Below are 22059 nucleotides of genomic sequence, written 5' to 3'. Positions count from 1 at the left end.
ACCTCAGGGGGCGCCTGCCCCCATCACTTTCTTCTCATCCTCGGTGAGGTGGGCAAGCACCTCTTCCGTCGGGCCCATCTTGATGATCTTGCCTCCCCGCATGAGCGCCACCCGGTCACATATATCCCGCACAAACTCCATGTCGTGCGAGACCACAATAAATGTCTCGTCCATCTCCTCACGGGCGTGGAGGATCGAGTGTTTCACGTCGATCTTCGTGATGGGGTCCATCGTGCCGGTCGGCTCGTCGAGGACGATCAGCAGGGGCTCGCGGATGAGGACCTGGGCGAGGGCCACCCGGTGCTTCTCGCCCTCGGAGAGCTGGGCAGGGTAGCGGCCCAGAATCTCTTTGCTCTTCTCGGGCGCAAAACCGGCCATTCCGAGGGTGATGATCGCCTTCCTCATCGCGAGTTCCTTGGGGAACTCAAGACCAATGGCGTCGGTGAGGTTGTCGAGCACCGTCCGGTGCGGGTAGAGGTCGTACTCCTGGTGAAGGAGGCCGATGTAGCCCTTCGCCCGGCCCCGGTTCTCGATACCGGGTTTGGTCATATCGATCCAGTCTTCCCCGATCCGGATGTTCATCTCACCGCTCGTGGGCTCAAGGATCCCGGATATGATCCGGGAGAGGGTTGTCTTGCCCGCACCGCTCTTGCCGATGATCCCGAAGATCTCCTGCTCGCCGACGTCGAAAGAGACACCGTTGACGGCCCGGACCACGCCCCGGTCGACCGAGAGGTAGCGCTTGATCACGTCCCGCCCGACGAGGATCTTCTCACCGACTTCAGTGACCTCGTGCTGCTCGACGTCGCTGTAGTCCTCCATAAACATGTTGATGATGGTTTCCGGGGCACCGATCCCCTTAATCTCCCCGTTTTCAAGAAGAATGGCCCGGTCTGCAACATCCTTGATGACGTTTGAGAAGTGCGACGTGACCACCATCGCCATATCGTTCTTCTCGGCACTCTCGATGAGCATCCGGTGAACGAGGGTGGCCGTCTCGGGGTCGAGCGTCCCGGTCGGCTCATCCGCAAAGAGCATGAACGGGTTCTTCGCGAGCTGCCGGGCGAGCACCACCCGCTGCTTCTCGCCGCCGGAGAGGTCGCGGGCGATATGCATCATCCGGTGGGAGAGCCTGACCTGGTCGATGAGGTCGGCAGCCCTGCTGACCGCCTTCTCCGACGGGTAGCCGATATCGTCGAGCGCCCGCAGGACGTTCTCGATCACCCGGTCGTCACCGTAGAGGGCGAACGTCCGCTGGAACATGATGGCGGTCCTCCGCATGATCCGCCGTTTCAGCATCGCGTTCTCGTCCGCCCAGAAGTCGACGTCCGTGGGCTTGAGTTCGCCGCCGCAGCCGGGACACGGCTTGCCCACCTCGCTCGGGACGCCGATGTAGTCGCACTTCTCGCAGGTTGCGATATGGTAGATGATCGCACCTCGTGACGGGGGTTGGTCCACACCCCGCATAAGGTGCATGAGAACAGTCTTGCCGGCCCCGCTTCTTCCGATAATGCCGACAGTCTCTCCCTCTGCCACCTCAAAATTGATATCCTTGAGTACAACGTTCCCGTCGAACTCCATGCAGAGGTCTTTCACCGTAATAAGTGGGGTCATCTTGAGCTCCTCGCTAAACTAATCTTCTCGTGGGATCATATTAGGGTTTATATTGTTGCACTTTTTGCCGGTCGCCGTGGTATCTTTAAGGAGTTCGGCCACGATACCGGGCACCTCACTGACGTTGCGAATCACCCTATCAACGCTCGCGTACAGGATCTCGGGTTTCCGGTCGGACTGCTGTTCGGTCAGCAGTGCGAGGTCCGCCTTCTGGAAGGCGTTCAGATCGTTGATGGCATCGCCGACCATGACAACCTTATCGTACTGCTCTTTAAGGTCTTCCACGATCCGGGCCTTCATCGAGGGCGTGGCGACGCCGTAGACCCGTTCCCGGGGTATGCCGAGGTAGTCCCCCATCCGCTCGAGTTTCGCCACACGGTCCCCGGACGCTATGTATGCGGGGACACCCATCCGGTGCAGCTCGCTGATGGCCTCTCTCGCACCGCTAAACGGCCTTCCCCCCGTGGTCACCGTGAACTCGATGCCGGGGAGGTCCATGTTCAGGATCACGCCGCTGTTCATGGTGACGATCGACTCTCGCTTGCAGCAACTCCAGACCTTTCTGATGCAGGCCTGCAGGTCGCTGATCCGGGCATGGTTGTCGGTATAGAGGATATCCGCGACCTCCTCGGCGGGGATGACCCGCCAGGAGCAGGCCACACCGAACCCGACCGACCGCTCGAGGAAGAACTCCGAGAGGAGCTGGTCGGGCGGCGCCTCGATGACGTCCCGGGAGTGGAGGTGGAGGACGACAAGCACCCTTCCCTCGGCCCCGAAGGTGATGGTCGTGGTCTCGACCTCGGTCAGCATCTCGTCGTTGAGGAGATCGCGTGCCACACGGTAGGTCCGGAGAAGTGTGCCCGCACTATCAAAAACAACGGCTACCGGCATGTATTCTCACGTCAATAAGTCTATGTAGTCTCTGGTCGTCTCTTCAATGAGGACCTATGTTACTGAGTGAGACGGCAGCAAGCATAAAGAATATGGAAATTCGAGGCGCCGGCAGGATCGCCCGGGCAGCGGTGGAGGCGCTGGCCGATTACGCCCGGAACCTCGATGTAGCTGACCCGGGGACGTTTAAGGGCAAGATGCAGAGGGCGGCCGATACCCTCACAGCGACCCGGCCGACGGCCGTTTCGCTCCCGAACGCGGTCCGCTACGTGATGCGGGCTCTGGACTCGTTTGAGTCCGTGGATGCCGGGCGGGACGCGGTTCTTGCCCGGGCTGCGGAGTTCGTCGACCACTCGGAGCACGCCATCGAGCGGATAGCCGAGATCGGGGCACGCCACATCTCCGACGGCGACGTCCTCATGACCCACTGCAACTCGGAGGCGGCGCTCTCGTGCATCCTTGAGGCACACCGGCAGGGAAAAGAGATCGAGGTCTACGCAACGGAAGTCCGGCCGCGGGGCCAGGGGCTCATCACGATCAGGACCTTGAACGACGCCGGGATCAGGACGAACTACATCATCGATTCCGCCGTCCGCTACTTCATCAACGACGTCGACCTGGTCTTCGTCGGTGCCGACGCGATCGCGGTGAACGGCGCGGTGGTGAACAAGATCGGGACCGCCCAGATTGCGCACGCCGCACATGAGGCCCGGACGAACGTCATCGTGGCGGCCGAGACCTACAAGTTCGCTCCCCGGACCATCCTCGGCGAACTGATCGAGATCGAGGAGCGCGACCCCGCCGAGGTTCTGCCCCGCGAGGCAGCGGAGAAACTCCCCTTCGTCCGGGTCAGGAACCCGGCCTTCGACGTGACGCCCGCGGAGTACGTCGACCTGATCGTCACCGAGCAGGGGGCGATCCCGCCGGGGCTCGCGTTCACGGTGATACGGGACTATCTTGGGTGGAAGATCGAGGAGTTGCGGTGAAGGGGCCATCCCCTGGCAACGATCTCCGATACCCTGAACACCTCCGCAGGAAACCACACAACACATCCATGCAAACCTTCATCCAGTAAACCTGAGTATACCTCAGTATGACGAGCACCACCATCAAGATCGACGTAGAACTCAGGGACCGGCTCAACGCCCTGAAAATCCATCCCCGGGAGTCGTACAACGAGGTGATCGAGCGCCTGGTCGAGATGGCAATCGACGAAGAGCCGCTCAGCGAAGAGACGATCCAGAGAATCGAGGAATCGCTTGAGGATCTCAGGGCTGGAAGAGTCTACACCTTAGAGGAGGTCATGGCGGAGCTGAAGGAGGAATGACCTGCCGTGTGGTCATCACAGCAGCGGCCCGTCATGATCTCAGGAGCATTCCACGCCCCGTGGCAGTCAAGATAGGCGAAGAAATCGCATCGCTCGCCGGCGAGACCAACCCGAAAAAGTATCTCAAACGATTGAAGGGAACGAGCAACCCCCCGTTCCACTCGCTCCGGATCGGGGACTATCGGGCGATTCTCTCGATCATAGGTGATCTCCTGGTGATCCATGTCATCGCAGTCGGGCATCGGAGCAAGGTTCACCGGAGGTTCTGAGCGAGGGGTATCTGCGGGAGGCCGGCGGGCTGCCCCGGTCACACCTATCAGGGGCCCGCCGGGGCAGGGTAAGCCAGGGTGGCCGGATGATAACCAGCACCCGCACCAGATCGGTCAAGCGGATGCGCCCGAAGATGAGGTCTTCGTTCGACCGAAGGAGGAATTTTATGCCTCCGTGCGAGTCTCAGGGATATACGACGGGTACGTCTTGTAGACGGAGTAGACCATGCATGACTCGTTGACCTGGACGACGATCATCGGGGCGGTCATGCGGTCGTTGGGGTCCGGGTCCCCGAGGCGAAAGAGAACCTGGGTGTAGTTCACATTCCTCTCAGGATAGGAGCCCTTTGAAAATGCGATCGTATCGATGCTCTTGTTGCCCAGCAGCCCGACGACCTCCGGGTCATGGAGCGCCACGGTCAATGCGTCGCGCGACGTGATCCTCTCCGGGCATGCAGCCCCTGCCGTGGCGGGCTCGCCCTGTGCTGCAAGGAGATAGCCAACCCCGACTCCAACGATGAAAGCCAGGATTACGAGACCGACGGTCAACGATTTTACACGATTCATAACCTGATACACCTTTGATTAGCATGCCGCGGGAGCCAAAACACGATGGCATCGAGCGCCCCGGCCCCCGCGGGATACTGCATGGGGTATCCCCGATGGAGAGTCCGTTGTCCATCTTTATACCGTTTCTGTGTCGATCATCGAAACATCGGGGCAGTCGAAGGCTTCAGATCGGAAAGGGGGGCCTGCCGGCAGCGGAGCCCGGTTCTCCTGCATCCTCTCCGGATGCCAACTATAGACAGAGTGCGCGCATCCGCCCGCTGCACGTGTGTACCCTGGGACCGCTTCTATCGTCATCGGAGATCCATCCGCATGAATCGAGCGTATGCCGCTCCGAAGAAGACCGCCGGAAACGCAAGCATGGCGACGATCGGCTGCCAGACGAGAGCAATCAGGCCGGGAAGATCGGGGAGCGGGACCTCTGTCCGCAAGGCGAAGGGATCGGGGATGACCCACATCGAGACCCATGGGGAGGTGATCGCCACCGAGAGTTCCAGGTAATTCCTTTGCGGCGAGAGCAGATTGACGGTCATTGCGATACGGCTCCGGTGCTCTTCGAAGGATCGCAGCTCTTCCCGGTATTGCAGCCACACCTCTTCGGTGAAGTGCGGGTCGCTCGTATTCACCGCAACCGGAGGCGTTCCGGCAGTCGCACTGGTAAGGATGCCACCGGCCATCGGTACGATGGAGGAGAAAACGAAGATAGCGACCAGAGACCAGACAAGAGCGCTCCCACTCTCGGCAACGACCGACGAGGCGAAGAGAGCGACCGAGAAGAACGTGAAGAGGTACACCAGCGAAACGAACCAGAAGACCAGGATCGCACCGAGTTCGGCAGGCGAAGGGACGATTGCAGAGAGCAGGAGCAGGGCGAGCGCGATGAGAACCGCGATGCTCATCGCCAGCGCCAGGGCGGCGAATCCCCCGATCGCTTTCCCGGTGATGATCTCGTCCCGAAAGACCGGGCGGGAGAGGAGGGTTTTGAGCGAGCCCGACCAGCGTTCCCGTGTGACCAGGTCGAACCCGATCGCGATTGCGAGCAGCGGGCCGTAGTCCCTGACCTGCGAGGAGAGGGTGCTGAAGACGTCAAGGATGGAGGGCTTCACCGGCGGCACCCAGCCGGCCGTAGCGCCCGAGTATGCCGCAAGCTTCGCGCTGTATGTCTCGACGCCCTCAAAGAGGGAGACGGAGCAGAAGATCAGGAAGATGATAAGGACAAGGATGAACCGCCGGCTCGATAGGTGGTCGGCAAACTCTTTCCCTGCCACGAAGAGCAGGCGGTGCGGGCCGGATACCCGGTCTGTCGTCCCGTCGTGTTCCACCGGACTACCTCCTCAGGTTGTTATATGCAGCTATAATATGCAGCACTAAGAACCTCCCCCGAATGTGCGTCGATCCATAACGTGGCCGTTCGCGGCGGATCCTGCGACCGGTACCACTCGTCATCGAATTCGACGCGCCAGGCAAGAGGCACCGTAACCGGGTCTTGTGACCGGCGGTGCTGTGCAGCCAGATCGTACCACAACAACCCGGTCGATCGGACGGCGATGTCGCCGGGGTCAGTGCCGCACGTGGCATTGAGATACGCCAGAACCCGGTCTTGCGCCGCGTCCTTGGTGATCGAAGGGGCCGGATCGGTCATGGTGTCGTTGTCCGATACTCTCCAGGCTTTATGATAGGAAACAACGCGGCCGTCGATCGAATCGATATCAAGGACGATTCCGTCATACAGGCAGAGAACGCCGTCGATCGAGCGCCGATACGCGAAATGATACGGTCCGGTCCGGTTCCCGAGCGGCGTATCCAGCGTCGAGAGTACAGCGGCGATTTTCACGACATCCAAACCCTCGTTTCGGTCCCGGAGATATGTTTCGGCAATCCCTTCCGCCTCGTCGATCGTGATCGCGGGATCGGCGGACCGATAATAGTCGCGGCCATCCAGGAAGTACACCATCTCCCCGTCGGCGGCATCGATCCATACACTGATATCGCCTTCCAGGTCGGGGTCGTCTTCCGCTTTCACCCGGAACCGCCAGACGTCGCCATAGGTCTGCACATCGTACGGCTCGGCAACCACCCGTTTGATCCGAATTCCGGGCATCTCCCGCTCCAGTGCGGCCACGGCAAGCGAACGCGCTTCTTCCTCACCGAGCAAGCCGCCTGACGACGGTTGGGCCGGTGTCGCCCCGGGTGACGCTGTCGCTTCCGGCGACGTCGGTGCAGCCGATCCGTTTTCATCCGCATTCGTCCCGGTACACCCCGCCGATGCTGCCGCACAGGCCAGGAGGAGAAGCACCGTCACGAGGGTGCAACTGGTTTTGTTGAGAGTCATGTTACTCATGCACTTTTCCTAATCGAGGCGTCGACGTTCTCTCATATACCTTTTCTGTGACAAACACCGATTTATCCGGGCATTCGAAGGCTCTCGGCCCAGGGAAAGAACGAGCTCATCTGTCATCGGAGCGCGCTGCTTCGACATCCAAGCCGGGTAACCGGCTGCAGGCAGAGTGCGCGTACCCGGTCGCCTGCAGCCGGAGTAGTAGATGAAAGTTTGCCAGCGCGTGCAGAAAGTCCAACAAGCCCCGGAGGTCACAGAACCCGGCGGTTTGCCGGGTTCCTGGGAAGCCCGCGGATCGAGATCATCGGAGGTCGATTCGGAGGAACCTGGCATAGGCAAAACCGAGGAAAAGAACAGGGATGAGCAGGAGGGCGACGATACTGGTCCAGAGGTAGCCGAGGATCACACCGAACTCCGGCTCCGCGTCGGCCGGGTAGTAGAAGGAGTCGTCGGCAGGGCCGTGCGTGATCAGGTAGAAGTTGGGTTTGGTGACCGCTTGCGTGATCTCCTTGTAATTCCACTCCGGTGAGAAGAGGTTTGCCACCTGGACGATACTCGCTCGCAGGGTGAAGTGCTGATCGAATTCTTCCTGGTAGGCATACCAGAGATCCAGGTCTTTCTCGTCGACGATCTGCGGCGCTTCCGGAGTCTTCCCGACGACCAGATCGGCGACGGCCGCTCCGGCGGCCGGAACGACGAGCGAGAGGATGAAGAAGGCCGAGAGGGAGAAGAGGAGTGCTTCCCCGCTCCGGCGGGAGACGGCCGACATCGCAAGCCCGATCCCGAAGCAGCCGAACAGGTAAAGGAACGTGACCGCCCCAAAGACGAGGATCAGCCAGAACTCCCAGAGGAGCGGCAGGTGGCCGGCCATGAGGAGGAGGGCGAGGGTGATCGTGAGGGCAAGGCCGGTCGCAAGCGCAAGGATCATCGCGCCGCCGAGGACCTTGCCGGTGATGATCTCGTCCCGGAAGACCGGCCGGGCGAGGAGCACCTTTAAGGATCCTTCCTCCCGCTCACCGGAGATGAGGTCGAACCCCATGGCGATCCCGAGCACTGCACCAAGGATCGAGACAGTCTCTCCCATCCGCATGAAGACGTAGAGGATCGTCGGCCGGATACTCCAGTGAGGCGAGAAATCGGCTCCCAGCCTCAAAGCCTTCGTGTAGATCTCAAGATTCGAGGCGTAATTCTGAAGTCCCAGCATCGCCCCGACAAACGCGATGGCGAGGAAGATGCCCAAGATGAGGAGGAACTTTCTGCCCCGCAGGGCATCGGCAAACTCCTTCCCGGCGATGGTGAAGATGCGCCCGACTTCCATGCTCCCTCCTCAGGCAGCCCCGGGGCGGCGGTAGTAGTCGCAGGAAAGGACTTCCCCGGTCCGGGCGTCGACGAAGACAGCGGCGGTGAGCAGCGTTCCCAGCGACCGGTAGTAGTCGTCGTCGAACGAGACCTTCCACGCGAGCGGGACCTCACCCGTCGCCGGGGCGGAGTTGTCGGCCCAGACGAGCGTCGCGGAGCGGAAGGTAAGTCCGGAAAGCTCCCCGTACGTGTCCTGGATGTAGCCCCTGGCACTCTCCTCCGCCTCCTCTGCGGTGATCGCGGGTTCGGTATCGGCCGTACACCGCGCCGCGTCGAGGTCCCAGAACCGATCGTAACGGCGGATCTCGCCGGTGACCGCGTCAACGTCAATCCAACAGCCATTCCAGGCACAGGGGATACCCCTGATGGAGCGATGGAGGGCGACACCGTAGTACCCGGCCACCGTTTCGCCGGTTCGCTCGTTTTTGTGGGGGGTGTAGTACTTTCCGACCGCGGCCGCGAGGTCGGCAGTCTCGCCCCGGTCGGCGAGGAACTCCTCCGCGATCCCGTACGTTTCCTCCATCGTGAGGACTGGCTCGGCCGGTCGGCCTGCCAGGGCCGGAACGTGGACGACAAAGCCGGTTATCTCTCCGGTCCGGGCATCGACCCGGACCTGGGCCTGCCGGGTGGCGTTGGAGTCGGAGACGTCGAAGAGGCCGCGTTCGAGCCGGACCCTCGCGGTCTCCGCCCGGACGATATCAGGGAGGGCGGCAGCGGCGATCGTCTTTGCTTCCGCCTCGGTGATGCCGTCACCGGTCGGCGTCGTCCCGGGGGTGGGGGAGAGCGGCGGTTCCGGCGGCAGAGGGTCGGCGGCGGTCACGGAAAACCAGACACCAGCGACGATGAGAACCCCCGTTATGCAGAGAATGAGAAGAATGCCTGTGAGTTTGTTTGTCATGGTAGAACTCCTGAGCTGCGGAATGGCCTGAGAAAAAAGGGGAGATTGGCCGTCTCTTTCATAAGCATGCTCCCTCATGGCCAGGTGATTGTGGGAGAGTTATGTAATACGTCGTGAGACGGCCCTGCACTCCATGCCCGGGTGTGGGTATAATAACTTCCGGCAGGTGGTTGCACTTCAAGATTATCCTGCGCTTCGATGTAATCAAGGTTAGCGCCCGAGTAAGCGGTGTAGCCCAGATCCTGATCAGTGGCCCGGTCACGGAGAGAGACCTTGATGTTTAGGCGCTCTGCCGGATAACTGCACCACGCCCATCCACCATATCGGATCCAGTTTGTCTCCTTGGTGAGCCATCCATAACAGTCCAGGAAATCATCGCCTCTCCTGTCAACCTGATTCAGGGTAGTTGTATCAGCAGTGCCATCCCGTGCGTTCTCCGAAGTCGTTGCACTCACCGCCGGCACGAAGATCGCGCCGACGACCAGCAGCGCCACGATGAGGGCGCTGATTCCGGAAAGAGATTTCGTTTTCATGGTTCCATTCCTCCTTTGTGCATACCCGGGAGGACCACGGAACCGTAACGGCTATCTCTTTCGAGCGCTAACAGCCCTATTGCCCTCTGGGCACGCTTTTGGGAGCCGGGATACGATGGCGATCGGGGTTCCCGGCCCCCGGCGGGACACCGCATGCGGTATCCACGCTGTTTTGTCAGGAAGTAAGGTGGGATATAGTTTACGGCCACAAAAGCTTCGTATCGCGCGACACGGAGCTGCAATGGCCGTAAAAGGTATATAGATGCCTTAGAAATTCCTCTTCGATCGTCTATGAACTTCTGCAAAACCGCAATGGTTATCATGATCGTCGCCGCGCTGCTGGTCCCGGCCGTGGCGGCGCAGGAGACGGAGAATCACGGCTACGTCGTAACCCCGGCCGGGGACACGATATCCAAAGAAAACCCGCTGTTTGCACCGATGACCGCTGGCAGCATCGCACAGGGCGAGACGAACTGGTACTCGACCTACGTTCCCGCAGGCAAAACCGAGCTCATCGTCGACCTGAACTGGGGCGACTCGTCCGACTCACTTCGGCTGACAGTTCACGCGCCGGACTCCGTTCTCGGGCCGTATTACGACGCGTACGACGGCGTGAACGGGAGGATCTACCTGCGCATAAAGGATTCCGCCGGCCTGAGTCCCGGAACGTGGTGGTTCGAGATCTACGGAGATAAGGTGACCGGGATCGAGGATTACACAATAGTAACATCCTAGCGGCGAAGATCGAAACATTGAACGTCTCTTCCGGCGATCATCCAGCATGGTGCAGTGGAGCCGGATCTCTTCCATTCTCCTCGTTGCCGTGACCCTCGCGGCCCTTGTACTCCCGGGCACGGCAACCGCCGGTTACGTGGTCGAGCCGATGACGGAGGAGTACACCGGCGAGTGGCGCGACCCGGAGGAGATCACGTTCTGGGACCTGCCTCCCCGGGTGATGATCCTCTACTTCCTGCTCATGGCCCTGCCCGGGCTCCCTTATATGGGCGAACTCTTCTACGTGCTCAGCCTCCTCGTGTCGCTCGGGTTCCGGCGGATAACAAAGCGCACCGTCCTCGACGACGACTTCCGGAGCGACCTTTACCGGCAGATCGTCGCCAACCCGGGTGCCGGTGCCGGGGAACTCAGTGAGTTGACGGGTGCATCGCGAGGGCGGCTCCGATACCACCTCGATCTGCTCATCCGGGAAGGCAAGGTGGCCGCCGTGGACCACCGGAACCGCACCGGGCACTTCGCCCGGAACCAGGGGTATACTGACTTAGAACAGCGCATTCTCATCAGCCTGCAGGAAGAACCCTCCCGGATGATACTCACGCATCTCCTCGAAGCCCCGGACACAACCCGGAGTGATGTCGCAGAACGGCTCGGGCTCTCCGGCCCTACGATCTCCCGGCACATGCAGGAGTTCGAGGCAGAAGGGATCGTCACCGCAGAGAGGGACGGGCGGTTTGTCCGCTACAGGCTCTTCGGGGGCGCACGGGAATTTCTCAACCGGTATACGGGAGACCTCCCCGTTTCCAGGCATCCCGGCACGGGGAGTTATCCTGCCGCAAAGGGCCACGAGGTCCTATCAGGTTAGGTCCCGGCGACAAGGTGTTTGCCCTCCGTCGTTTGGCGCCTCCCCGGCTCCCAGACTGTAGGGGTTACGTTCGGATATGGAGTCGCTCTCGCGGACCCGACGCGTAGATGCGTGTCGCCGGGATCACTTGCAGCCGAAACCCGAGTCTCGATCGGGAGCCACAGCGCTCAGCGCACGGCTCGGTCGGGATCGTGCGCTGCTGCCAAGCAGGATGTCGTCCGGAACCCTTCCCTACCGGGCAGGCACGACCCCAAAGCACCGAGTCTCCCCTGCCATGCAGGTTCCCTTATCGGCCGGTGCAACGCAGGCCCCGGCCGGCTGCGGCATGCTTTGGGGCAAAATGGATTGAAACGCCTCGACGTGTAGCTGATTGGGCCGGAAAAGGGATATAGAGGGACGTTGAGTTCTCAATCGTAGGTGCCGCAGGCAGCGCCTGCACCAGTGCGGAGGTTCACCCGGCCAGTAGCGAATCGGATGGGTGAACGTCCCGCGCGCCCGGAGGCAAAGGGAATGTGTGCGCTTCCCGTACTTGAAGGTATGCCTCTCCTGCCTCCGGGAGTTATCGGAGGAAAATGAAATGAATGGAAAGATTGGAATGCGGGCACTTTCTGGGCTCCTCGCCGTGTTTCTGGTGAGTATGGTTGTGGCGCCTGCGGTGAGCGCAACGTCGATAAACACCGGAAACAGTGATGTTTCGTCAGTTTACAGAGTTACAGATTTCACAAATCCGATAACTCTGAGTGACTTGAAAGAGATGAGGGAGAGCGTGATCGACAACTCCCAACAGAGGACCGAAAGTCATGCGCCACTCGTATTGGCCGATCCAGTTGTGCCCGAAGGCGCCGAAATCGTGGCCTATGGTTTCACTCTTGACGCTCGTGGAGTCCCTGTTCAGTACGTCGGGCTTGCAGGTGATGAGGAATCTGTTTCCATCATCCAGAAGAAAGCACAGGAATGGTATGACTCAAATATTGTCAATCCACAACTTGCGGTTGCTGAGCAAGCAGGAGCACTGGCTAGTGCTGAGTGGGTAACAATTGGTCTCATGACCGGTGACTACTATCTGAGCCCGTATGGTGGTGTGACGGACAATTATGAACTTCAACAGTTGTCAAACGATGGAGACAGTACGAAAGATTGGTTTGCGATCAAACAGATTTTTGCCATGGAGCCAGGTTGTCAGGCTTTTGAGATGATCTCATGGAAGAATAGAATGGGGACTATGCTACACGATTGGTCTGCAGGAACATTCGGTAGCCCCGAACAGTATGAGTGGGATCCTCTTGGAACCAAAACGGGAGCACAAACAATCGGGGTATCCATAACGGGGGGCACCGGAGGCGCTTCAGCAACATGGAGCTGGAGTTACGATCAACCCGAAGTGACGACGTACGACCGGAGCAGCACCGGCACCGAGAAAGCAAAGTGGGAGATGTTCTTCAACAGCGATGATGCGAAAGAAACGACTGGGGGTATGAAACCAGGGAGCGTCGGTTCAGTGAGTCAGCACAGCAGTGGCACGTACAGGATCTTGAATCTTCAGGCCGACGGGCAATTCTACAATGGAGTGACCACTTACCATACATTAAGCCATACTTGGAACATTAATTTCCAGTATTGATGGTTGAGTAGGTGAAACATATCTTTTTTAATATGCTGTGAGTGTGAAGATGATCGAAGGCCCATCACAAAATAAGCAGAAAAAAATCATCGCTCTGGCGATCTGCATTGTGTTCGCTGCCGCCGGGATTCTATCCATATCCGTGCTCATTTATGACCCCGGACCCCCCGCAGTCTCTCTTCCGCAGAATATCTATGGCACCCCGCTCTCGGGGATGTGGGCGATCATAGAGGAGTGGACCGGCATCGAGAACACAACAGCGGTCCTTGGAGACCTGACGCTCGTAGCCACAGATGACGGATCGATCAAATCGTTGCATATGAGCTTCTACGGAGACAATGAAGATCTCCATCAATTCTACCGGATTAGAGTCAGCCCTATGAGCATCATGACCTGGGATTCCTGGACTGTCGATAGAGTACCAGTAGGGGAGCACCCGCTCGTCCTCCTCTCTGAGATCGAACGGATCCCTTACCGGAAACTGACCGGCGAGAACACGGGGCTGATCATCGAGGTCGATGCACAGTATGGAGATCTGGCATATGAAGCATGGTACAGAAGCCTCTTTGCCCTGCACCGGGGTGAGGTCGTTCCCCTGGAGAGGGTGGCGTTCTCTACAAATGACCCCTGGTATGACATTGCCGTCTTTAATAGAACGAGTGACGGTTCTACCGGTATATCAGGAGGGCCTGCCCCCGGAGAGAGTAGCCACTGCTGCACGCTGTTCACGCTTCGTGACCTTGGCAAGGCTGAGACGGTGGAATACCGGGATGCGGAGTCCTTGTTGCATGCCTGATGACCGAACCGCGGTGACGGGTATTTTCCACCAATACCAGGTGTGCAGAGGGAACCAGGTGCTCTTCCGTTAACAACATGAGGATGCATAGTCATGAGTAAATTTTCAGTCCCGATACTGCTTTTCGCCCTTGTGCTCAGCCTCTCCGCAGGACTGTGCCTCTCCGAAGGCCTGCGGGATCAGGGGCCGGCAGCGTCCGCCGCGAAACTTCAGTCCTCCCAACCGGCTCTCACCAACCTGAAGATTGTCGAGCACCTCAAAGCCGGCCTGAACAGGCAGGAGCCCGTCACCATCACGCTCGGAGGGCTTCCGTCATCGAAGAGCGGAAAGAGCGTACCGCTTTCGAGTTTCACCGCCGCCACGAAAGATCTGATACGGGAACGCTACCTCTACCCCAACGGGTCTCTCATCAGTTTCGGCCACGATATCGATGGGTATCTCCGGGTGAGCATCTGGAACGGCCCGCCCCCGCCGGAGAATGTCTCCTCGATAGAAGCGGTGTATGCGATGCTGAACGAACGGGCAAAAGAGATGGGGATCGAGGATATCCCCGTGAAGTTCACGGTATTCACCTCTCCGCCGGAACTGGTCCTTGGCCCTCAGATGGATATCACATGGTGGATGCGTCTCTGCGGTGCAACGTGAGGTCATGATCCCGATACCTCAAGCCTATTTTTCCTAAAGAGAGTTTCGAGCTGGTGTTTGTCCCATAAACGATTTACCTCGGAACATGGAGATGAACAATTGTGAGTGCCACATGCACATCGGGACGATAAAGAGGCGAGCGTGAAACCCGCTACACAATGGACGATCGGCATCCTGGTGGCCGTGCTCTGCCTCCTGATGGTCCTTGCGGCAGGGTGCCTTGTGCCGGAGTACGGGGTGGGCCGTGATATCATGGTCTTCAAGGTCGACGCAGACGGGACGGAGCAGTGGCAGATGGTCATCGATACCGGAGGCGACGATACCGGAGCGTACATGATCCAGATGGCAGACGGCGGGTACCTTATCGGGGGAGAGGTCCGGCCCTGGCGCGGGGATCAGTCCTACGGGGTCTTCAAACTCGACGGCAACGGTCCCGTCGCCTGGAACACCACCGGCAGAGGCCCTCCGGTCTCTTCCGTCGCCGAGACGGCCGGGGGCACCGTCGTAGCGGTGGGTGAGTCTGGGGTTCTGCTCTTCGATCCTGCGGGGAACATACTGGATAGCGACGTCGAGGTCGATGGCATCCTGCAGTCGGTCGTCGGGACCGCCGATGGCGGGGTTGCCATCGCCGGGACCACCGGAGAAGACCTCCTGGTGCTCAAATGGGATCGAAACCTGACGGAAGAGTGGCAAAAGACCTATGGGACCGGCAACCGGGACAGCGCGAGGGTCATCATTCAGACTTCGGACAGCGGGTACCTGGTGGGCGGTACAACCTATCTTCCGAACCGAAACGGCTCCGACGTGTGGCTGCTTCGACTGAATGCCGCAGGCGATATGCTCTGGGAGGCAGCGCTCGGCAGTCCGTCGCAGTACAACCATGTAATCTTCATGAGCGAAGCGCCGGGAGGCGAGTGCACCGTTATCTACAACAACGTAACGCTGGAGGAGATCGTGTTCGACCGGGAAGGGAACGTGATCGGAGAGAAGACGCTCAACGTATCGGCGCCGATCATCAAAACGGCCGATGGAGGGTACGTATCCGGTACCGTTACGTACCATCCCGCATCCCGGTTCCTGATCCTCCCCGATCAGGTAGGCGTTCCTCACATCATGAAACTCAACGCTGATGGACTCCCGGAGTGGGACACCGAACTGAATGCCACGTTTGAACTGATCGGCAACGCGGTCTCGGTTGTCCAGACCGCCGACGGCGGGTACGCCCTCCTGGTAAACCGGCATAACTACCCAAAGGAGCCCCGGTGACTGCAAAAAGGCAGGGACCCATCCCATTGGTCCCGCCCATACTATCGGGCAGGAACAACACGAACGCCGATCGCTTCCTGAAACACCGCTCCATGCCGGACCGTATCCGAAGATCCCCCATCCGGGCAACACGATTTATCACCCGCCGCTCCCAACCTACACTAAAGAGGCAACACCATGGAGATCGCGTTCACCAAACTGCAGGGAAACGGCAACGACTTTATCCTGATCGACGAGCACAGCGGCGAGGTCATCCCCGAGGAGATGAAGGGAGGATTCGCGGCAATCTACTGCGACCGCAGGTTCGGCATCGGCGCCGACGGCGTCCTCTTCCTCCAGGCATCGGAAGAAGCGGACGTCAGGATGCGGCTCTTGCAGCCCGACGAGAGCGAGGCCGCGATGTGCGGAAACGGCATCCGGTGCCTCGCGAAGTACGCCTACGATGCCGGCTACGTCAAAGAGTCCTGCTCGGTCGAGACCGGGGCCGGGATAATCCCGGTGACGATGGGCTACGTAGAGGACGAGTTCACCGCGACGATCACGATGCCGACGCCGGCCTTCGAGCGGAGCGCCATCCCGGCCGTCGGAGACGGCGAATACAAAGAGGAGATCCAGAACTTCACCGTCTACGCCGCAAACACCGGCGTCCCCCACGCGGTCGTCTTCGTAAAAGAGATCGGCGCCGTCGATATCACGGCCGTCGGCCCGGTGATCCGGAACCACCCCACCTTCGTCGAGGGCGCAAACGTCAACTTCGTCGAAGAGGCCGGCGACGGCTCGCTCCGGATCCGGACGTTCGAGCGCGGCGTCGAGGGCGAGACCGAGAGCTGCGGGACAGGCGCCACGGCGTCCGCCGCAGTCGCCCATCACCTCGGAAAGGCCGGCGAGACGGTGCGGGTGGAGACCAGAGGCGGCCCGCTCGTCATCAGGTTCGGCGAGACCGTCACGATGGAAGGCCCCGCCGAGACGGTCTTTGTGGGCGTTATACCGTTCTGATCCCGTCTTCGGTGATCACAAAATCGAACGAGAGCCCTTCCGGCCGGGACCGGTGCTTCCGAAGCATCGCCCGCCGGGAACCGTCCCTCTTTTCGAGCCTCACGATGGCCTTCGAGATATGCTCAAGGGCCGTCCCCCCGAGGCCGGCGACCCGGTCCCGCTCCACGTCCATGTAGATCTGGTTCGTGATCAGGACCGGGATATCGTGCTTCTTCGCAAGCCCGAGGAGTTTGATCATGTGGCGCAGGAGTTTCCGGAGAGCCTCCCTCCCGAGGTCGAGCTCGGTCCGGTAGAGGGCCGTCGCCGAGTCCATCACGATGAGGTCGACGGGTGCGTGGCCGTCTCTCCTGAGCAGCCCCTCCGCATCGGCGATCATCGCCCCCTGCTGGGTGAAGTCGAGCGGCTCGAAGAGGTAGAGCCGGTCCGCGAACGCCCCGGCATCCCCCCCGGCGACCTGCGCAAACCGCTCGACCGAGAACCCCTCGGTATCGATGTAGACGACCGAATTCCCGGCCCGGAGAGTGGCCACCGTGGCCATCAGGCAGAGGGTGCTCTTCCCGCTCGCGGGTTCGCCGTAGATCTGGGTGATGGCACGCCGCTCAAGCCCGCCGCCCAGCAGGTCGTCGAGGGGCCGGCACCCCGTGCTGACACGGTCGGATTTCATGGCTCAAGCACACCCCGTTCGATGAAGAGCCGGCGGGCAGCCGCTTCGACCGCCCCGGTGACCTCCCGGAGCGGGACACCGAGGTCCCGGGCAGAGGCCGCCGCCTGCTCATACTCCGCCTTGAAGGAGGTGATCTTGCCCTCACACCAGCCGCACTTGACGTCCACGGCGAGTTCCCGGCCGCGGAGGGTGACCGTGACCCTCTCGATTGTCCGCTTTGCGACGGAGCGGTGGACCATCGGTATGCAGCGTATCCCGAGCGTCCCGAGTTCCGCGGCCATCACACCCACAAGATGGTCGGTCGCGTCGGGGCGGCAGACCACCCGGACGAGGTGCCCGCTCCGCCCTTTCTTCATCACAACCGGAATGGCGCTTGCATCCCGCGCCCCCTCCTCCATAAGGCGGCCGATCGTGTAGGCGAGGGCCTCCCCGGTGACGTCGTCGACGTTCGTCTCCAGGATATCGACCCGGTCGCCGGCGGCGTGCTCCTCTGTTGCAAGGAGCATCGAGCGGAGGACGTTCGGTTTTCCGGGGGGGTTCCTGCTCCCCGCCCCGTAGCCGACCGCCCGGATTGCCGCCGGACCGAGGTCTTCGGGCCGGACCGTCGAGAACTCGGCAAGGAGAGCAGCCCCCGTCGGGGTGCAGAGTTCCCGCTCCTCGTTCCCGGGGACCGTCGCGAGGTCCGATCCGGCGAGGATTGCCACGGTCGCCGGAGCCGGGATAGGGAAGGTGCCGTGAGCCCCGACGGAGAACCCCCGGCCGAGGGCGACCGGGAGAACGGCGACGTTGTCGACGCCGAGGGAGTGCAGGGCGGTGCAGGCCCCCACCACGTCGGCGATGGCGTCGTCCGCACCCACCTCGTGGAAGTGCGCTCCCTCTCCGTGAATGCTCTCCTCGGCCCGGTGTATCCGGAGAAAGACCCGCCGGGCCATATCCCGTGCGGGGGCGGGGGCGTCGCTTCCGGCCACCCGGTCGAGCACCTCGTCAAGAGTGCGATGAACGACCGGGGCATGCGCTTTCACCTGGACGGCCCGGATGCCGGAGCGGTCGACCCGTTCTATTGTCGGCTCCCCGACGACGGAACGCATCGCCACCCTGATGAGACTCTCATCCGCCCCCAGATCGAGAAGAGAACCGATGATCATGTCGCCCGCGGCACCGTTGAACGGGTCGAAGAGAAGTGTATTCATGCGCCTCCAGTACTTATAAATCCCCGAAATATAAGAACTAGAGGTAATGCCCGAGATATACTTGAAGGTAGATAGCGCTTATCCGGAGGATCAGGGGGCGGGCAAGGCACGGCTTGACCCTGACACCATGCTGCAGCTTCGGCTCAGCCCGGGAGACCTTGTGGCTATCGAAGGGAAGCGTCGGACCGTGGCCAAGGTCTGGCGCGCTATGGTGAACGACTGGCACCAGGGTAAGGTCCGGATCGATAATTTTACCCGGCTCAACACCGGTGCCAGTATAGGAGACCGGGTAAAGATAAAAACGCTGGACGAGGAGGTCGAGGCAAAACGGGTCGTGCTTGCGCCTCCCGAGGACTTACCCAAGCAACTCCCCATCAACTACAGCAGCGTCGTCAACAAACTGATCGACTTTCCGATCGTCAAGAACGATTCCGTGCCGATCCAGGCGGGGCTCCCGTTCATGCAGCCCCAGCTCGTCGCGTTCAAGGCAGTGGTGGTCGAGCCGGAGAACGCCGTGATCATCACCAAGAACACGAAGATCGAGTTCTCCGAGAAACCGGCGGCCGGGTTTGAGGGCGTAAAGAGAATCAGCTACGAGGATATCGGCGGCCTCAAAGGCGAACTGCAGCGGGTTCGCGAGACGATCGAGCTCCCCATGCGGCATCCCGAGATCTTTCGGAAACTCGGGATCGAGCCGCCGAAGGGCGTCCTCCTCTACGGCCCTCCGGGGACCGGAAAGACCCTGATCGCAAAGGCGGTCGCGAGCGAGAGCGGAGCACACTTCATATCGATCGCGGGGCCGGAGGTGATCTCGAAGTACTACGGCGAGAGCGAGCAGCGGCTCCGCGAGGTCTTTGAGGATGCCCGGCAGCATGCTCCCGCCATCATCTTCATCGACGAACTCGACTCGATCGCACCCCGGCGTGAAGAGGTGACCGGGGAGGTCGAGCGGCGTGTTGTGGCCCAGCTCCTCACCATGATGGACGGCCTGGAGGAGCGGGGGCAGGTCGTGGTGATCGGGGCCACGAACCGGCTCGACGCCATCGACCCGGCCCTCCGCCGTCCCGGACGGTTCGACCGGGAGATCGAGATCGGGGTCCCGTCGGAGGACGACCGGACCCAGGTGCTGCATATCCACACCCGTGGTATGCCGCTTGCGGACGATGTGGCGATCACATCGATCGCCCAGCAGACTCATGGGTTCGTCGGGGCGGACCTCGCCGCTCTTGCCCGTGAGGCGGCGATCAAGGCGCTCCGGCGCTACCTGCCCGAGATCGACCTCGAGGCCGAGGAGATCCCGCCCGAGATCCTCGAGAAGATGGAGGTGCAGGGCAGGGACTTCCGCGACGCCCTCCGCGACGTGGGCCCGAGCGCGATGCGGGAGATCCTCCTTGAGGTGCCCCACACCGCCTGGGAGGACGTAGGCGGCCTTGAAGAGGCAAAGCAGGATATCCGCGAGGCGGTGGAGTACCCGCTCACCCAGCGTGAGCGGTTCGAGGACCTCGGTATCGAGCCGCCGAAGGGCGTCCTCCTCTACGGGCCGCCGGGGACCGGAAAGACCCTCATCGCGAAGGCGGTCGCAAGCGAGAGCGGTGCGAACTTCGTGCCGGTCAAGGGACCCCAGCTCCTCTCGAAGTGGGTCGGGGAGAGCGAGCGTGCTGTCCGCGAGGTCTTCAAGAAGGCCCGGCAGGTTGCGCCGTCCATCATCTTCTTCGACGAACTGGACGCTCTCGCCGCCGCCCGCGGGGGCGGCACCGAGTCGCACGTCATCGAGAGCGTCTTAAACCAGATCCTGACCGAGATCGACGGTCTTGAGGAACTCCGGGGCGTCGTGGTGATGGGAGCGACCAACCGGCCGGATATGGTCGACCCGGCGCTTCTGCGGCCCGGACGGTTCGACCGGCTCGTCTACATCGGCGAGCCCGGGCGGGAGGACCGGGAGAAGGTTCTCTCCATCCACACCCGCTACATGCCGATCGAGGGCTCCGTGGTGGAAGACCTCGTGGAGATGACGGAAGGGCTCTCGGAGAACGAGATCGAGGACCTGATCCTGGCGGTCGGGAGCAACCACCGGGTGAGCGTCGAGGATGTCAGGACCCGGCGGACCGAGATTGCGGCGAGCGACGGCGAGGGACTCTCCCGCCACATGAGGAGGAAGAAACTCGTCGATCTCCTCGCCCAGCAGAAGGTGACCCTCGACGACCCCGCACGGGACCGGCTTGTCCGGAAGATTGCGGCCGACACCGAGGGTTTCGTCGGCTCGGATCTCGAGGCGCTCGGCCGGGAGGCGGCCATGCTTGCCATGCGGGAGGGGGCCGCCCTCGTGAACCAGTCGCATTTCGAGCGGGCGCGGGAGAAGGTGCACGCGACGATGAACGAGCGGCTGCGGCAGTATTACCAGAAGATCCAGCAGCATTTCAAGGGCGGGCTGCCGAAAGAGACGCAGCCGCTTGAATATCAGTGAGCGGGTCGCCGGGGGAGACCCCCGGAAGACTTTTTTTATACGGCTGTTCGGCCTCATCCAGGACAACTCCTACCGGCCCCTGTGTTTTGATGGGATCTACACGATGAGCAGCGCTCGCGCTCCATCAGTTACTGCAAACGCCCCTGCGGATGAGCTGGTCGGTGATTGAACCTACTGCCACCAGGTGTCTCAAAGGTTATGAATTCCTCGACCGAGTCTGGTCAAGATGCAGTAAGCCCGCCCAAGTCGGTCAATCTCGATCCACGTGCCTACTTGAGGCACGACCCCGGCGGGCAGGGTTCGCGGCCTGGGTTGTGGATTTCAATCCACGTGCCTACGTGAGGCACGACATGGTACAGGACCCGGGTCCCGCCGCTTCGGCATTTCAATCCACGTGCCTGCGTGAGGCACGACGATAGGTCCGGGCGATCGCGGGGTTGTCGTTGACATTTCAATCCACGTGCCTGCGTGAGGCACGACGCGAGGGAGCTCTACATACTGCCGCTCAGGGTGATTTCAATCCACGTGCCTGCGTGAGGCACGACTATCGGTCACCTCTTCGGTGCTTTCCATGTCGGCTATTTCAATCCACGTGCCTGCGTGAGGCACGACACACGTTCCTTTGGGACTTCTACGTCGGGTTCTGATTTCAATCCACGTGCCTGCGTGAGGCACGACGTGGCAACGTGGAGTACTCAGGGGAGTACACCATTTCAATCCACGTGCCTGCGTGAGGCACGACGGGCCTGGACGAGATACCAGAAGGTCAGGGAGAGATTTCAATCCACGTGCCTGCGTGAGGCACGACCGGCGGGGCAGTCCAGCGCGTCGCCATCGCGCAATTTCAATCCACGTGCCTGCGTGAGGCACGACGGGTAGGGGCTGACGTCGCCGCGCTCCCGGGCATTTCAATCCACGTGCCTGCGTGAGGCACGACGATCGTAAGCCTCGCCGCCGTACAGGGAGTTCATATTTCAATCCACGTGCCTGCGTGAGGCACGACGACATCCGCTTGTGCCAGACC

Annotated in this window: 21 protein-coding genes and 1 CRISPR repeat array; of the genes, 11 read left to right on the top strand and 10 right to left on the bottom strand. The window is 61.1% G+C overall.

The genetic code is table 11. The features are described from left to right. Positions 1-3: 3 nt before the first annotated feature. Complete coding sequence (atwA, locus tag QZ650_RS04560; RefSeq protein WP_292520302.1) at positions 4-1614, bottom strand: methyl coenzyme M reductase system, component A2; 1611 nt, start codon at positions 1612-1614, stop codon at positions 4-6. An 18-nt stretch (positions 1615-1632) separates the two neighbouring features. Beyond that, complete coding sequence (locus QZ650_RS04555) at positions 1633-2505, bottom strand: HAD family hydrolase (protein WP_292520304.1); 873 nt, start codon at positions 2503-2505, stop codon at positions 1633-1635. 56 nt (positions 2506-2561) lie between these two features. Between QZ650_RS04555 and QZ650_RS04550 the strand changes: the two genes are divergently transcribed. From QZ650_RS04550 to QZ650_RS04540, 3 genes are all read left to right on the top strand, one after another. Then, entirely contained in the window at positions 2562-3491 is a 930-nt protein-coding gene (locus tag QZ650_RS04550; protein ID WP_292520306.1) for a ribose 1,5-bisphosphate isomerase, read from the top strand. A 107-nt stretch (positions 3492-3598) separates the two neighbouring features. Beyond that, entirely contained in the window at positions 3599-3832 is a 234-nt protein-coding gene (locus tag QZ650_RS04545; protein WP_292520308.1) for a hypothetical protein, read from the top strand. Further along, complete coding sequence (locus tag QZ650_RS04540; RefSeq protein ID WP_292520311.1) at positions 3829-4101, top strand: type II toxin-antitoxin system RelE/ParE family toxin; 273 nt, start codon at positions 3829-3831, stop codon at positions 4099-4101. The genes QZ650_RS04545 and QZ650_RS04540 overlap by 4 nt, the downstream gene beginning before the upstream one ends. A gap of 165 nt (positions 4102-4266) precedes the next feature. On the opposite strand, the gene QZ650_RS04535 is transcribed toward QZ650_RS04540, so the two are convergent. The 6 genes from QZ650_RS04535 to QZ650_RS04510 all read right to left on the bottom strand — a co-directional run bounded on the left by QZ650_RS04535 (position 4267) and on the right by QZ650_RS04510 (position 9796). Further along, entirely contained in the window at positions 4267-4668 is a 402-nt protein-coding gene (locus QZ650_RS04535; RefSeq protein ID WP_292520313.1) for a hypothetical protein, read from the bottom strand. 293 nt (positions 4669-4961) lie between these two features. Then, positions 4962-5990, bottom strand: a complete 1029-nt coding sequence (locus QZ650_RS04530; RefSeq protein ID WP_292520315.1) for an ABC transporter permease — start codon at positions 5988-5990, stop codon at positions 4962-4964. A gap of 20 nt (positions 5991-6010) precedes the next feature. Beyond that, on the bottom strand, positions 6011-7000 hold the full coding sequence (locus tag QZ650_RS04525) for a YcdB/YcdC domain-containing protein (RefSeq protein ID WP_292520317.1): 990 nt from the start codon (positions 6998-7000) through the stop codon (positions 6011-6013). A 307-nt stretch (positions 7001-7307) separates the two neighbouring features. Beyond that, positions 7308-8324, bottom strand: a complete 1017-nt coding sequence (locus QZ650_RS04520) for an ABC transporter permease subunit (RefSeq protein WP_292520319.1) — start codon at positions 8322-8324, stop codon at positions 7308-7310. Between the two features lie 9 nt (positions 8325-8333). After that, entirely contained in the window at positions 8334-9263 is a 930-nt protein-coding gene (locus QZ650_RS04515) for a YcdB/YcdC domain-containing protein (RefSeq protein ID WP_066956245.1), read from the bottom strand. 74 nt (positions 9264-9337) lie between these two features. Then, complete coding sequence (locus tag QZ650_RS04510; RefSeq protein WP_292520324.1) at positions 9338-9796, bottom strand: hypothetical protein; 459 nt, start codon at positions 9794-9796, stop codon at positions 9338-9340. 291 nt (positions 9797-10087) lie between these two features. Between QZ650_RS04510 and QZ650_RS04505 the strand changes: the two genes are divergently transcribed. From QZ650_RS04505 to dapF, 7 genes are all read left to right on the top strand, one after another. Continuing rightward, positions 10088-10531, top strand: coding sequence for a pre-peptidase C-terminal domain-containing protein (locus QZ650_RS04505; RefSeq protein ID WP_292520325.1), 444 nt, complete (start codon positions 10088-10090; stop codon positions 10529-10531). A gap of 46 nt (positions 10532-10577) precedes the next feature. Continuing rightward, positions 10578-11393: a winged helix-turn-helix transcriptional regulator gene (locus QZ650_RS04500; RefSeq protein ID WP_292520327.1), complete on the top strand. Its 816-nt coding sequence runs from the start codon at positions 10578-10580 to the stop codon at positions 11391-11393. Positions 11394-11970: 577 nt separating this feature from the next. Then, entirely contained in the window at positions 11971-13014 is a 1044-nt protein-coding gene (locus tag QZ650_RS04495) for a hypothetical protein (protein ID WP_292520328.1), read from the top strand. Positions 13015-13063: 49 nt separating this feature from the next. Next, the gene (locus QZ650_RS04490; RefSeq protein ID WP_292522468.1) at positions 13064-13810 is read left to right on the top strand and encodes a hypothetical protein; all 747 of its coding nucleotides are present in this window, start codon (positions 13064-13066) and stop codon (positions 13808-13810) included. 93 nt (positions 13811-13903) lie between these two features. Further along, on the top strand, positions 13904-14455 hold the full coding sequence (locus QZ650_RS04485; protein WP_292520331.1) for a hypothetical protein: 552 nt from the start codon (positions 13904-13906) through the stop codon (positions 14453-14455). 105 nt (positions 14456-14560) lie between these two features. Continuing rightward, entirely contained in the window at positions 14561-15721 is a 1161-nt protein-coding gene (locus QZ650_RS04480) for a hypothetical protein (RefSeq protein ID WP_292520333.1), read from the top strand. A gap of 177 nt (positions 15722-15898) precedes the next feature. After that, the gene (dapF, locus tag QZ650_RS04475; RefSeq protein ID WP_292520334.1) at positions 15899-16717 is read left to right on the top strand and encodes a diaminopimelate epimerase; all 819 of its coding nucleotides are present in this window, start codon (positions 15899-15901) and stop codon (positions 16715-16717) included. On the opposite strand, the gene radB is transcribed toward dapF, so the two are convergent. Both radB and larC read right to left on the bottom strand, forming a co-directional pair. Then, the gene (gene radB / locus QZ650_RS04470) at positions 16704-17381 is read right to left on the bottom strand and encodes a DNA repair and recombination protein RadB (RefSeq protein WP_292520336.1); all 678 of its coding nucleotides are present in this window, start codon (positions 17379-17381) and stop codon (positions 16704-16706) included. The two genes, dapF and radB, sit on opposite strands and share 14 nt — an antisense overlap. Then, on the bottom strand, positions 17378-18571 hold the full coding sequence (larC, locus tag QZ650_RS04465) for a nickel pincer cofactor biosynthesis protein LarC (RefSeq protein WP_292520338.1): 1194 nt from the start codon (positions 18569-18571) through the stop codon (positions 17378-17380). The genes radB and larC overlap by 4 nt, the downstream gene beginning before the upstream one ends. Before the next feature lie 46 nt (positions 18572-18617). Here larC and QZ650_RS04460 point away from each other — a divergent pair, with 46 nt between their 5' ends. Next, positions 18618-21035: a CDC48 family AAA ATPase gene (locus QZ650_RS04460; RefSeq protein WP_292520339.1), complete on the top strand. Its 2418-nt coding sequence runs from the start codon at positions 18618-18620 to the stop codon at positions 21033-21035. Positions 21036-21288: 253 nt separating this feature from the next. Continuing rightward, positions 21289-22038: a CRISPR direct-repeat array (repeat unit 32 nt; unit sequence ATTTCAATCCACGTGCCTGCGTGAGGCACGAC). Positions 22039-22059 lie beyond the last annotated feature (21 nt).

The organism is Methanoculleus sp. (assembly GCF_020696975.1).
GTDB lineage: Archaea > Halobacteriota > Methanomicrobia > Methanomicrobiales > Methanoculleaceae > Methanoculleus.
Note: the sequence above shows the minus strand (reverse complement) of the source record. Positions and strands in the feature narration are given on the sequence as shown.